Here is a 12,408-nt window from a genome sequence, read left to right as displayed (position 1 = left end):
CGGATCAAAGAAGCCAGCGGCTTTCTTTGTGCTTCAAGGCGTTCAGTGGGCCTTGGAGCAGATATGGCGCAGCGGACGGGACTCGAACCCGCGACCCCCGGCGTGACAGGCCGGTATTCTAACCGACTGAACTACCGCTGCGTATCGCTTGACCGGCTGAGCATTAGCTCTCAACCGTCTTTAAACATCTGACTGACCAACCTTGGCTGTTCAATCTCAAGCCCGACAAGTCAGGCCTGGAAAATATGGCGCAGCGGACGGGACTCGAACCCGCGACCCCCGGCGTGACAGGCCGGTATTCTAACCGACTGAACTACCGCTGCGCGTCGGTGCAACCTTTGACGTTGCGTCTTGCCCTGAAGCAAAACTCTCAAGAAGTGGTGGGTGATGACGGGATCGAACCGCCGACCCTCTGCTTGTAAGGCAGATGCTCTCCCAGCTGAGCTAATCACCCTTTGCTTCGTTGAGGCCGCGAAATTTACGCAGGTAGCGGACCTAAGTCAATAGCAGGATTGGTTTTTTTTCAAAAACAGCAGTAAGTTGCAAGCTTCAAGCTACAAGTCAAAAGCCAGCACAAATCAGCCTTCTCTTGAAGCCTGAAGCTTGAAGCTTGAAGCTTGCACTTACACATAAACCATCTTCTTGCTCATGCCGCCGTCGACGACAAATTCCTGCCCGGTGACAAACCCGGCGTGACGCGACAGCAACCACGCCACCATCGACGCCACGTCCTCGACGGTGCCCACCCTCCCCGCCGGATGCTGGGCATGATCAGCCTCGGTCAGTGGCTCCGCGCGCCGGGCAGCGGGGTCACGGGCATCGATCCAGCCGGGGCTGACCGCATTGACCCGCACTTCTGGCCCCAGACTGATTGCCAGGGCATGAGTCAGTGCCAGCAGGCCTCCCTTGCTCGCGGCGTACGCTTCGGTATCCGCTTCCGACTGTCGCGCCCGGGTCGAGCTCAGGTTGACGATAGCGCCGCCATGGGCGCGCAAATAAGGCGCACAGTGCTTGGCCAACAACATCGGACCACTGAGATTTACCGCCAGCACGCGATTCCAGTAAGCCAGCTCCAGACTTTCCAGAGTGATATTGCGCGGGTCAGCCACAGCAGCGTTGCACACCAGGGCATCCAGGCGACCGAACTGCCCGAGCACTTCGGCAACCCCAAGGGCGACCTGCTGCTCATCAGACACATCCATGGTGATAAACCAGGCATTATCCCCCAGCACCTTGGAGACTTTCGCGCCGCGCTCGCGATCCAGATCCGTCAATACCACTTGCCAGCCGTCACTGATCAACCAGGCAGCGATGCCCAGGCCGATGCCGCGCGCCGCGCCGGTAACCAGCGCGACCCGGCCATTACTGGACCCGCCAGCCCCTTCGGACCACTCAATCACAAGGCGGCCAGCCCGCGGGCCAGGTCGGCCTGCAAGTCAGCCACATCCTCCAGACCCACCGCGACGCGAATCAGGCTGTCACGGATACCGGCCGCTTCACGCTCTTGCGGCGCGAGGCGACCGTGGGACGTGGTACTCGGATGGGTAATGGTGGTTTTGCTGTCACCCAGATTAGCCGTGATGGAGATCAAGCGCGTGGCATCGATGAAGCGCCACGCGCCCTCTTTGCCGCCCTTGACCTCAAAACTCACCACAGCCCCAAAACCGCGCTGCTGGCGCTGGGCCAACGCGTGTTGCGGGTGACTTTTCAGACCGGCGTAATGGACTTTCTCGATCCCGTCCTGCTGCTCCAGCCACTCGGCCAGCGCCTGGGCGTTGGCGCAATGTGCTTTCATCCGCAGGTTCAAGGTTTCCAGGCCCTTGAGGAAGATCCAGGCGTTGAACGGACTCAGCGTCGGCCCGGCCGTGCGCAAGAACCCCACGACTTCCTTCATTTGCTCGCCGCGGCCGGCAACCACGCCGCCCATGCAGCGCCCTTGGCCGTCGATGAACTTGGTCGCCGAATGCACCACGATATCGGCACCCAGCTTCAGCGGCTGCTGCAATGCCGGTGTGCAGAAGCAATTGTCGACCACCAGCATTGCACCTTTGGCGTGCGCCACTTGCGCCAGGGCGGCGATGTCCACCAATTCCGCCAAGGGATTGGACGGCGACTCGACAAACAGCAACTTGGTATTGGCCTTGATAGCCGCGTCCCAGCCAGACAGGTCCGCCAGCGGCACGTAATCGACCTCGATACCAAAGCGCTTGAAGTACTTCTCGAACAGGCTGATGGTCGAGCCAAACACGCTGCGCGACACCAACACATGGTCGCCAGCGCTGCACAGGCTCATGACCACCGCCAGGATGGCTGCCATGCCGGTTGCCGTTGCGACGGCTTGCTCAGCCCCTTCCAGCGCGGCGATACGCTCTTCGAAGGCGCGCACGGTCGGGTTGGTGTAACGGGAGTAAACATTGCCCGGCACTTCGCCGGCAAAACGCGCCGCGGCATCCGCCGCCGTGCGGAAAACATAGCTGGAAGTGAAAAACATCGGATCACCGTGCTCGCCTTCCGGCGTACGGTGCTGGCCGGCGCGCACAGCCAGAGTGTCGAAAGCCACACCATCGAGGTCGCTGTCCAAGCGACCGGCATCCCATTCCTGACTCATGCTGTCACTCCTTTAACTCAATTCTTTATTGAACATGCAAAACCGGCCCCTCAGGGCCGGTGTCTACTCAGTTGTTGTACAGATCAATGATCGCGCTGACCGCCTGGGTCTTGATCTTGGAGGAATCGTTGCGCGCCTGCTCGATCTTGTCCAGGTAAGCCTCGTCGACGTCACCGGTCACATATTTACCATCGAAGACGGCGCAATCGAACTGGTCGATCTTGATCTTGCCGCCACCGACCGCTTCGATCAAGTCGGGAAGGTCCTGGTAAATCAACCAGTCGGCACCGATCAGGTCAGCAACATCCTGGGTCGAACGATTATGGGCGATCAGTTCATGCGCGCTCGGCATGTCGATGCCGTAGACGTTCGGGTAGCGAACGGCAGGCGCTGCAGAACAGAAGTAGACGTTCTTCGCACCGGCTTCGCGGGCCATCTGGATGATCTGTTTGCAGGTGGTGCCGCGCACGATGGAATCGTCCACCAGCATCACGTTCTTGCCGCGGAACTCCAGCTCAATGGCATTGAGCTTCTGGCGCACCGACTTCTTGCGAGCCGCCTGGCCCGGCATGATGAAGGTCCGGCCAATGTAACGGTTCTTGACGAAACCCTCACGGAACTTGACGCCCAAGTGGTTAGCCAGCTCCAGGGCCGCCGTACGGCTGGTATCCGGGATCGGGATCACGACGTCGATATCGTGCTCAGGACGTTCGCGCAGGATCTTCTCGGCCAGCTTCTCGCCCATGCGCAGACGCGCCTTGTACACCGATACACCGTCGATGATCGAGTCCGGGCGCGCCAGGTAAACGTGTTCGAAGATGCACGGGGTGAGTTTCGGGTTGACTGCACACTGACGCGTGTGAAGCTTGCCGTCCTCGGTGATGTAAACCGCCTCTCCCGGCGCCAGATCACGGATCAGGGTGAAGCCCAGCACGTCCAGGGACACGCTTTCGGAGGCAATCATGTATTCGACGCCTTCGTCAGTGTGACGCTGGCCGAATACGATAGGACGAATGCCATGGGGATCACGGAAACCGACAATGCCGTAACCGGTGATCATTGCCACGACCGCATAACCACCGACGCACCGGTTGTGTACGTCGGTCACCGCGGCGAACACGTCTTCTTCGGTTGGCTGCAGCTTGCCGCGCTGGGCCAGCTCGTGAGCGAACACGTTGAGCAGGACTTCCGAATCGGAATTGGTGTTGACGTGACGCAAGTCAGATTCGTAAATCTCCTTGGCCAATTGCTCAACGTTGGTCAGGTTGCCGTTGTGCGCCAACGTGATGCCATAAGGCGAGTTGACGTAAAACGGCTGGGCTTCGGCCGAGGTTGAGCTACCGGCAGTCGGGTAACGCACATGGCCAATGCCCATGTGCCCGACGAGGCGCTGCATGTGACGCTGATGAAACACGTCACGCACCAGACCATTGTCCTTGCGCAGGAATAACCGGCCGTCGTGGCTGGTCACAATACCGGCAGCGTCCTGGCCGCGGTGCTGGAGGACGGTTAGCGCGTCATACAGCGCCTGATTGACGTTCGACTTACCGACGATACCGACGATGCCACACATGCGACGCAACCCCTACTTAATGAATCTTGACTGAACACAGCTTACTGCGGCGTGTTGCCCGGCAAGAGGTGTTCCTTGAACGGAATATCAGCGGGTACGCTGACTCCGCTGGCCAGCCACTGACTGCTCCACCCCAATATGAGGTTTTTGGACCAGTCTGCAACCAATAGAAATTTTGGCACGAGACTCGACTCCTGCCACCATGCATCCTGCTGTACCGGGCCCAGGCTCAAAAGCCCGACCGCCACGACCACCAGCAAGGCGCCACGCGCCGCGCCGAAGACCATGCCGAGAAATCGATCGGTTCCGGAGAGGCCGGTGACACGTATCAATTCGCCGATAAGATAGTTGACCATTGCTCCCACCAGCAGCGTGGCGATGAACATAATGGCGCAGCCCGCAATGACGCGGGCCGAAGGTGTTTCGATATAGCCGGCAAGGTACACGGCCAGGGAGCCGCCAAACATCCAGGCTACGACTCCTGCAACGATCCAGGTCAGCAACGACAACGCTTCTTTTACGAAGCCGCGACTTAGACTGATCAAAGCGGAGATGGCGACGATTGCAACGATCGCCCAGTCAACCCAGGTAAATGGCACAGTACAGCCTATGGACGGATAAGGCGGCGCATTTTAGCAGAGCGCCGGGCTATCGGTAAGCTGTGATTGTCGACGCCCTGTAAATCAGTAGTTTGTGGCGAGCCAGGCGCATTTCAAGAGCCCCAAAACCAATGTGGGAGCGGACTTGCCCGCTCCCACATTCAAATCCTATTGCCAACCGGAGCCGGCCATCGCTCAACCGCGCTCGGGCTGGAACCGGGTGACGAAACCCTTCAGTTTCTGCTGACGACTCAGCAAGTCACGCAGACGGTCTGCCTCGGCACGCTCGATCAGCGGGCCGACAAACACGCGGTTCTTGCCATCCACGGTGCGGATATAAGCATTGTATCCCTGGCTGCGCAGGGTTTTCTGCAAGGCTTCGGCGCTGTCGCGATTGGCCAGGCTGGCGAGCTGCACGGACCAACTGATCGGCAGGCCATTGGGATCGATACGGCTCTGCCCGACATCCGGCTTGCCTGGCGCGGCAGGTTGCGGGGCCACAGGCTTGGGCGCTGGGGCGGGCGCAGCCGGCTTGGCCGCCACCGCTGGGGCCGGGGCCGGCTCCACGACCGGAACACTCGGCTGAACCGGCATCGACGGTGCCTGCTGCTCGGCGATTTCTTCGTCGCTGGGCACAGGCTCCTGCGGCAACGCCTGAGGCTCAGGCACTATCACCAGCTCAACCTGAACCTGAGGCATCGTCGGCACCTGAGGCGCGGACGGTGCATCGACGACGACCTGGCGCTGCTCATCCTGGCGGGAAAACAACATGGGCAGGAAGATCACTGCCAACGCCACCAGAACCAGAGCTCCAACCATTCGCTGCTTATATGCGCTATCCAGTAATGCCATGTGCAGCTTCCTCCGTGGAGCGCCGGGCCAACCATTCAAGCGCCTCGGCAACACAATAAAATGATCCGAACAACAGAATTTCGTCTTCGGCCGTTGCCACCGCACACTGCGCCTCCAGTGCCGCGATCACGCTTGCATGGGACGTTACCGGTGCGCCAAGGTTCTGCAACGCAACCTGCAACTCAGCAGCGGGACGCGTGCGAGGGGTATCCAGCGGTGCAACAGCCCAGGCCTGGACACAGCCCAGCAACGGCGCAACCACGCCTTCCAGATCTTTGTCGGACAACAACCCGAACACCGCCAGACGCCGTCCTGTCGGCGATCGAGCCGACAAACGGTGAGCCAGGTACCCAGCGGCGTGAGGGTTGTGCCCGACATCCAGCAACAGATTCAGACGCTTACCCTGCCACTCGAACGAGCGGTGATCAAGGCGCCCGACGACCCGCGTACGCTGCAAGGTATCGGCAATCTGCTGCGAATTCCACGGTAAATCCAGCAGCAGATAGGCTTGCAGGGCAAGCGCGGCATTTTCCATCGGCAGGTTCAGCAGCGGCAGTTCGCGTAATTCGACCAACTGACCCCGCGCATCGTGACCGCGCCATGACCAATGCGCCTTCTGCAGTTCCAGGGAAAAGTCACGTCCGCGCAGGAAAAACGCACAATCGAGCTCACGGACTTTATCCAACAGCGTCTGGGGCGGGTCGAGATCACCGCACAGCGCGGGCTTGCCTTGACGGAAGATCCCGGCCTTCTCGTAGGCCACGGACTCTCGGGTATCACCCAGGTAGTCAGTGTGATCGACGCCGATACTGGTCACCAGCGCCAGGTCGGCATCCACCACATTGACGGTGTCCAGACGCCCACCGAGGCCGACTTCCAGCACCACGACATCCAGTTGCGCGCGCTCAAACAGCCAGAACGCCACCAAAGTGCCCATTTCGAAATAGGTCAGGGAAATTTCGCCACGCCCGGCGTCAAGTGCCGCGAAGGCTTCACACAACTGCTCATCAGTGGCTTCGACACCATTGAGCTGCACACGCTCGTTGTAGCGCAGCAAGTGCGGTGAGCTATAGACGCCAACCTTCAACCCCTGAGCCTGCAACAAGGCCGCGACAAAGGCACAGGTAGAACCTTTGCCATTGGTGCCGGTGACCGTGATCACCCGCGGCGCAGGCTTGCCCAACCCGAGGCGGGCCGCTACCTGTTGCGAGCGCTCCAGGCCCATGTCGATGGCTGACGGATGCAACTGCTCAAGGTAGGCGAGCCATTCGCCCAGGGTGCGTTGGGTCATAGGTTTGCAGGGACCGGAGGCACCACGATAGGCTCGACCATCGGCGCGACGTATTCAGGCGTCGGCAGCCCCATCATTTGCGCCAACAGGTTACCCAGCCGCGGACGCAGCTCGGAACGGGCGATAATCATGTCGATCGCACCATGCTCCAGCAGGAACTCGCTGCGCTGGAAACCTTCCGGCAGTTTTTCGCGCACGGTTTGCTCGATCACGCGCGGGCCGGCGAAGCCGATCAGCGCCTTGGGTTCACCGACGATCACGTCACCCAGCATCGCCAGGCTGGCGGAAACACCGCCGTAGACCGGGTCGGTGAGCACGGAGATGAAGGGGATACCTTCTTCACGCAAGCGCGCCAACACCGCGGAGGTCTTGGCCATTTGCATCAGCGAGATCAACGCTTCCTGCATCCGCGCGCCACCGGAAGCGGCGAAGCAGATCATTGGGCAGCGGTTTTCCAGGGCATAGTTGGCGGCACGCACGAAGCGTTCACCGACGATGGCACCCATGGAGCCGCCCATGAAGGAAAACTCAAACGCCGACACCACCACGGGCATGCCCAGCAGCTTGCCACTGACGGAAATCAACGCGTCCTTCTCGCCGGTCTGCTTTTGCGCAGCAGTCAGGCGGTCCTTGTACTTCTTGCCGTCACGGAACTTGAGGCGATCCACCGGCTCCAGGTCAGCACCCAGCTCGGCACGGCCATCGGCATCGAGGAAAATGTCGATACGGGCGCGGGCGCCGATACGCATGTGGTGGTTGCACTTGGGGCAAACGTCCAGGGTCTTTTCCAGTTCGGGACGGTACAACACCGCGTCGCAGGATGGGCACTTGTGCCAAAGACCTTCAGGGACCGAGCTTTTCTTCACCTCGGAACGCATGATCGAGGGGATCAGTTTGTCTACTAACCAGTTGCTCATGCTTTCTTTCTCCAGTACCGGTGGCTTGAACACAGCCCCGCGTATGCCCTTGAGCTAAATTCATTGATGTGGCGATAACCGATCCGGGACGGGGTCAGACGTTCGACCAGCCATTTCCCGCATCGGCCCTCAGCCGTCCAGACAACCCGCCAGCGCGCGGTTGCCACTTAATTGCGCGCTGCCTAAAGGCAACGCCGAGCTGTTTTACACAGTGGTAGTTACTGACGGCGGCAACCCGCCAGCCGTCACATCAAGCCACCGTTGCCGCGCACTGCCTGCATAAATGCGTGAATCCTGGCGTGATCCTTGATGCCTTTGGACTGTTCCACCCCGCCGCTGACATCGACGGCATAAGGACGAACCTGGGCAATCGCCTGTGCCACATTGTCGGCGGACAAGCCACCGGCGAGGATGATCGGTTTGTTCAACCCTTTGGGGATCAACGACCAATCGAACGCTTGGCCGGTGCCGCCCGGCACCCCTTCGACATAAGCGTCGAGCAAGATCCCGCTGGCCCCGGCGTATACCGCGCAACTGGCGGCGATATCGTCACCCGCCTTGACCCGCAGCGCCTTGATGTAAGGGCGGTGATAGCCTTCGCACTGCTCCGGGGTTTCGTCGCCATGGAACTGCAGCAAATCCAGGGGCACGGCGTCGAGGGTTTCATTCAGTTCACAGGCGCTGGCGTTGACGAAAAGCCCGACGGTGGTCACGAACGGCGGCAAGCCGGCAATGATCGCCCGAGCCTGCTGCGCCGTTACCGCCCGTGGGCTTTTGGCGTAGAACACAAAACCGATGGCATCGGCACCCGCCTCGACCGCAGCCAATGCGTCTTCCATGCGGGTAATCCCGCAAATCTTGCTGCGAACGGCTGACATGTCGTGGGAACCTCACGGGTTATCCGGGAAAGTCCCGGATGGTAACAAATGCTTTTCCGGGCGTCAGCCGTCAAGTTCGCTGAAACCGGTCAAGAAGTGTGGCCCGATAAAACGCTGCGGCAGCTCGAACTCGTCGCGGTACTCGACATCCACCAGGTACAGCCCGAACGGGTGCGCCGTGACCCCGCCGGTGCGACGGACCCGACTGTCCAGCACGTCCTTCGCCCAATCAATCGGACGCTCGCCGGTGCCGATTGTCATCAACACCCCGGCGATATTGCGCACCATGTGATGCAGGAAGGCGCCCGCACGGATATCCAGGACAATCATCTTGCCGTGACGAGTCACTCGCAGGTGATGAACTTCCTTGATCGGCGACTTGGCCTGGCATTGGCCGGCCCGAAAGGCGCTGAAATCATGCACGCCCACCAGGTGCCGGGCCGCCGCCGCCATGCGCTCGACATCCAACGGGCGGTGGTTCCAGGTAATTTCTTGGTTCAAGTGCGCCGGACGGATCTGATCGTTGTAGATCACATAGCGGTAACGCCGGGCAATCGCCTTGAAGCGCGCATGGAAGTGCGCCGGCATCACTTTGGCCCAACTGACGCTGATATCGTGGGGCAGATTGATATTGGCGCCCATCACCCATGCCTTCATCGAACGCTCGGCCTGGGTATCAAAATGCACCACCTGCCCGCAGGCATGCACGCCAGCGTCGGTACGCCCGGCACACATCAGCGACACCGGCGAGTCTGCAACTTTCGACAGCGCCTTTTCCAGGGTTTCCTGGACGGTCACCACGCCGGAGGCCTGACGCTGCCAGCCACGGTAGCGCGAGCCTTTGTATTCTACGCCCAAGGCGATTCTGAAAAAACCGGCGGCCGCCATTTCGGCGGCCGCGTTATCTATATTTGCCAAGAACTGAGAGCCTGATGAGTTGCGCAAAGGCGGTCATTATAAGGCTGTCCGGCCTCAACGCCATGTCTCAGACGGTTTTAGTTGGAGGCACAGACAAAAACGGCAGCCCGAAGGCTGCCGCAAGGTTCAGCCCGATCAATCAAGCCAGGCGGCTGAGCATTTCCTTGGCTTCGTTTTTCTGACCATCGTCGCCTTCAGTCAGCACTTCGGAGAGGATATCCCGCGCGCCGTCGGCATCCCCCCATGTCGATATAGGCCTGGGCCAGGTCCAGCTTGGTGGCCACTTCATCGGTGCCGGAGAGGAAGTCGAATTCCGGCTCGTCGTCGCCCGTCGCCGCATCTTCAGCCGTGAAGCTCGGCTCGAGCGAGGGTTGCTCAAGGCTTTGCGACAAACGCTCCAGCTCGGCATTGACGTCATCCAGCTCCGAGGCGAAAGCGTTCGGCTGGGCCGCTTCCGGCGCATCCATCTCATCGGCCAGAGACAAGTCGAAATCCTCCGGCAGATCGAGGTCATCCAGCGCAGCCGGCGTCAGTGTGGGCGGCTCAACGGGCGACGGGTCCTTCATCTGATCTTCCAGGCCCGACAGGAAATCATCGTCTGCCTGGGAGGACGGCGCATCCAGTGGCAGGTCCAGGTCAAAGTCAGCCAACTCATCCCGCTCGGCCTGCGCCTCGGTCTGCTGCTGCACCACCGAATCGAAACTCAGGTCATCAACTGGCGAAGCCAGCGCTGCCGGCGAAGCGGCTTCAAGCTCGTCCAGGCTCAGGTCGACGTCCACGTCTGACGGATCAGCGGTATGCGGTTCCGATTCATCCTTGAGCAAGTCCTTGACGTACTGTGCGTCCAGTGCGGCGGCAGCGACCGCGGCACTGATACCGGCAGCCAAGACCGCCATGGCCGGGAAGCGACTTTTCAGCAGTTCGACCTGGACATGGTTCTCGCCATTGGCGACCAATTGGCGCTCCTGAGTCACGAAGCCGTCTTTGTCGCCTTGCAGGCCGTAGACTTCCATCAGCTTGAGACGCAGGTCACTGCGCTTGGGCTCCAGGGTGATGGCTTCTTCCAGGATGGCGGCCGCCTGGTTCAGATGACCACGATCCAGATGAGACTGCGCTTGTGCCAAGGCGTCGGTAGAACCGGCCTCAATGATCGGCTTGAACGCAGGCGCCATCACCGGCGCCACGACTGCAGCGGGAGGGACGGGAGCTGGAGCTGGAGCTGGAGCTGGAGCTGGAGCTGGAGCCAGCTTGACGCTGGCCGGCGGGACGTCAAGACCTTCGAAACTGTCGGAGGGCAGGTCTTGCTCAAGGTTCGAGGAAAACTCAGGCTCTTCGGCCAGCGCTCGCGCCATGCGCAGGTGCTTTTCTTCTTCCAGGCGCGCATTGCGATGACGGGCCCACAGCAACAGAAGCAGCAGCACCAGCAAGCCCGCCGCACCACCCACCACACCCAAGACAACCGGATTGGTCAGCAGGTCATTGAATTTGCCTTCTGTGGTAGCAGCTGCATCAGACTCGGCCGGCGTCTCGGCGGGCGCTACGACAGGTGCAGACGCCTCGGCGGGCATCGCGGCCGGTTGTGCCGGAGCACCACCTTCAGCCTGCAACGTGGCCAACTGGTTGTTCTTGAGTTCGATCAGGCGCTGCAGCTTGTCCAACTGACTTTGCAGGTCAGCCATGCGGCTTTTGAGCTCTTCGTTTTCACGCCGGGCCAAATCCAGGTTTTCCTGGGTTACCGCCAACTGACTGTTCAACGCCTTGGTGTCGCCCGCCGCGCCTTTGGCGCCGGCCTTGGCGGCCTCAGCCGAGACCAGGCTCAGGTTATCTTTTGCCGCGGTTTGCGAAGGTGCCGTACCCGCCTGATCACGCTTGGTCGCGTCCAGTTGCTGACGCCCCGCAACCTGTTGCGCACCACCACGACGCCCTTCGCGCCAGGCCGCGTTCTGCGCTCTCACCTCGGCAATCGCCTGAGGTTGCGCCAGGCTGGTACTTTGCACCGGATCGGGCAGGCGCAAGACCTGGCCCGCCTTCATGCGGTTGATATTGCCGTCAAGAAAAGCGTTCGGGTTCAGCGCCTGGATGGCCAGCATGGTCTGCTGAACCGATCCGCCATTGCGGTGCTCGGCGGCGATTTCCCACAGCGTGTCGCGGGAATTCGTGGTGTATTCATCAGCCTTGCTCACCGCGGGAGCAGCGAGGCGCGCGGCCGGTGTGCTGGTGGCCTGCGGCTCCTGGTCAAACTTAGCGGGGTCCAACAAGACGCTGTAATCACGCATCAAGCGGCCGTTAGGCCATTGCACCTGCAACAGGAAACGCACATAGGAATCCGGCAGCGGCTTGCTGGAGGTGACACGCACCACGCTACGGCCGTTGGGATTGAGCACCGGCGTAAACGTCAGTTCATCGAGGAACGCCTGGCGATCGACACCGGCATCCACAAAAGCCTGGGTGGACGCCAGGCTGGGGACGATATCGGAGGCGGTCAGGCCACCTACATCCAGCAGTTCGATCTCCACCGACAGCGGCTGGTTCAACTTCGACTTGAGGGTCATTTCCCCCAGCTGCAGCGCATGCGCCATACCGGAGGACAGCGCCGAGGCGGCCGCTATTGCTAACACCAGTTTGCGAACTTGAACCATAGCCTCATCCTTTGTTTGAACACTCCCCGGCTCGCGAGAAGGTTGATTACCGCTGCCATTCGGCATGGCGAGCCGATAAGTCACCGACGCGCAATTTTTCCTACATGCTGCCAAGCATAGCGCTTGGCTAGAA

Annotated in this window: 11 protein-coding genes and 3 tRNA genes; all 14 read right to left on the bottom strand. The window is 60.7% G+C overall.

All coding sequences use genetic code 11. The annotated features are described in order from the left end of the window. Positions 1–64: 64 nt before the first annotated feature. A tRNA-Asp gene (locus BLU75_RS05540) sits at positions 65–141 on the bottom strand. A 105-nt stretch (positions 142–246) separates the two neighbouring features. Then, positions 247–323, bottom strand: a tRNA-Asp gene (locus tag BLU75_RS05535). 55 nt (positions 324–378) lie between these two features. Next, a tRNA-Val gene (locus tag BLU75_RS05530) sits at positions 379–454 on the bottom strand. Positions 455–623: 169 nt separating this feature from the next. After that, positions 624–1,400, bottom strand: coding sequence for an SDR family oxidoreductase (locus tag BLU75_RS05525; protein WP_084377393.1), 777 nt, complete (start codon positions 1,398–1,400; stop codon positions 624–626). Beyond that, positions 1,397–2,608, bottom strand: coding sequence for an O-succinylhomoserine sulfhydrylase (locus tag BLU75_RS05520; RefSeq protein WP_084377391.1), 1,212 nt, complete (start codon positions 2,606–2,608; stop codon positions 1,397–1,399). Before BLU75_RS05520 ends, BLU75_RS05525 begins: the two co-directional genes overlap by 4 nt. A gap of 67 nt (positions 2,609–2,675) precedes the next feature. Then, entirely contained in the window at positions 2,676–4,181 is a 1,506-nt protein-coding gene (purF, locus tag BLU75_RS05515) for an amidophosphoribosyltransferase (protein ID WP_084377389.1), read from the bottom strand. A 41-nt stretch (positions 4,182–4,222) separates the two neighbouring features. Then, positions 4,223–4,780 (bottom strand): CvpA family protein, encoded by a 558-nt coding sequence (locus BLU75_RS05510; RefSeq protein ID WP_084377387.1) that lies wholly within the window; start codon positions 4,778–4,780, stop codon positions 4,223–4,225. A 195-nt stretch (positions 4,781–4,975) separates the two neighbouring features. Continuing rightward, positions 4,976–5,632, bottom strand: a complete 657-nt coding sequence (locus BLU75_RS05505) for an SPOR domain-containing protein (RefSeq protein ID WP_084377385.1) — start codon at positions 5,630–5,632, stop codon at positions 4,976–4,978. Then, positions 5,616–6,923 carry a bifunctional tetrahydrofolate synthase/dihydrofolate synthase gene (folC, locus tag BLU75_RS05500; protein ID WP_084377383.1) on the bottom strand — a complete coding sequence of 436 codons (1,308 nt, stop codon included), beginning with the start codon at positions 6,921–6,923 and terminating at the stop codon, positions 5,616–5,618. Before folC ends, BLU75_RS05505 begins: the two co-directional genes overlap by 17 nt. Then, complete coding sequence (gene accD / locus BLU75_RS05495) at positions 6,920–7,840, bottom strand: acetyl-CoA carboxylase, carboxyltransferase subunit beta (RefSeq protein WP_084377381.1); 921 nt, start codon at positions 7,838–7,840, stop codon at positions 6,920–6,922. The genes folC and accD overlap by 4 nt, the downstream gene beginning before the upstream one ends. A gap of 245 nt (positions 7,841–8,085) precedes the next feature. Further along, positions 8,086–8,718 carry a phosphoribosylanthranilate isomerase gene (locus BLU75_RS05490; RefSeq protein WP_084377379.1) on the bottom strand — a complete coding sequence of 211 codons (633 nt, stop codon included), beginning with the start codon at positions 8,716–8,718 and terminating at the stop codon, positions 8,086–8,088. 63 nt (positions 8,719–8,781) lie between these two features. Continuing rightward, positions 8,782–9,606 (bottom strand): tRNA pseudouridine(38-40) synthase TruA, encoded by an 825-nt coding sequence (gene truA, locus BLU75_RS05485; RefSeq protein ID WP_084377378.1) that lies wholly within the window; start codon positions 9,604–9,606, stop codon positions 8,782–8,784. A 169-nt stretch (positions 9,607–9,775) separates the two neighbouring features. Further along, positions 9,776–9,841: a hypothetical protein gene (locus BLU75_RS28235; protein ID WP_414860571.1), complete on the bottom strand. Its 66-nt coding sequence runs from the start codon at positions 9,839–9,841 to the stop codon at positions 9,776–9,778. Then, the gene (locus tag BLU75_RS05480; protein ID WP_414860567.1) at positions 9,831–12,275 is read right to left on the bottom strand and encodes a type IV pilus assembly protein FimV; all 2,445 of its coding nucleotides are present in this window, start codon (positions 12,273–12,275) and stop codon (positions 9,831–9,833) included. Before BLU75_RS05480 ends, BLU75_RS28235 begins: the two co-directional genes overlap by 11 nt. Between the last annotated feature and the right edge of the window lie 133 nt (positions 12,276–12,408).

Origin of the sequence: Pseudomonas mucidolens (assembly GCF_900106045.1) — a bacterium.
Classification (GTDB): domain Bacteria; phylum Pseudomonadota; class Gammaproteobacteria; order Pseudomonadales; family Pseudomonadaceae; genus Aquipseudomonas; species Aquipseudomonas mucidolens.
Note: the sequence above shows the minus strand (reverse complement) of the source record. Positions and strands in the feature narration are given on the sequence as shown.

Excerpts from the sequence above, each read along its gene's own strand:
- purF (WP_084377389.1), bottom strand. The coding sequence starts at position 4,181 with ATGTGTGGCATCGTCGGTATCGTCGGTAAGTCGAACGTCAATCAGGCG.
- accD (WP_084377381.1), bottom strand. The coding sequence starts at position 7,840 with ATGAGCAACTGGTTAGTAGACAAACTGATCCCCTCGATCATGCGTTCC.
- BLU75_RS05520 (WP_084377391.1), bottom strand. The coding sequence starts at position 2,608 with ATGAGTCAGGAATGGGATGCCGGTCGCTTGGACAGCGACCTCGATGGT.
- BLU75_RS05480 (WP_414860567.1), bottom strand. The coding sequence starts at position 12,275 with ATGGTTCAAGTTCGCAAACTGGTGTTAGCAATAGCGGCCGCCTCGGCG.
- BLU75_RS05505 (WP_084377385.1), bottom strand. The coding sequence starts at position 5,632 with ATGGCATTACTGGATAGCGCATATAAGCAGCGAATGGTTGGAGCTCTG.
- folC (WP_084377383.1), bottom strand. The coding sequence starts at position 6,923 with ATGACCCAACGCACCCTGGGCGAATGGCTCGCCTACCTTGAGCAGTTG.
- truA (WP_084377378.1), bottom strand. The coding sequence starts at position 9,606 with ATGGCGGCCGCCGGTTTTTTCAGAATCGCCTTGGGCGTAGAATACAAA.
- BLU75_RS05490 (WP_084377379.1), bottom strand. The coding sequence starts at position 8,718 with ATGTCAGCCGTTCGCAGCAAGATTTGCGGGATTACCCGCATGGAAGAC.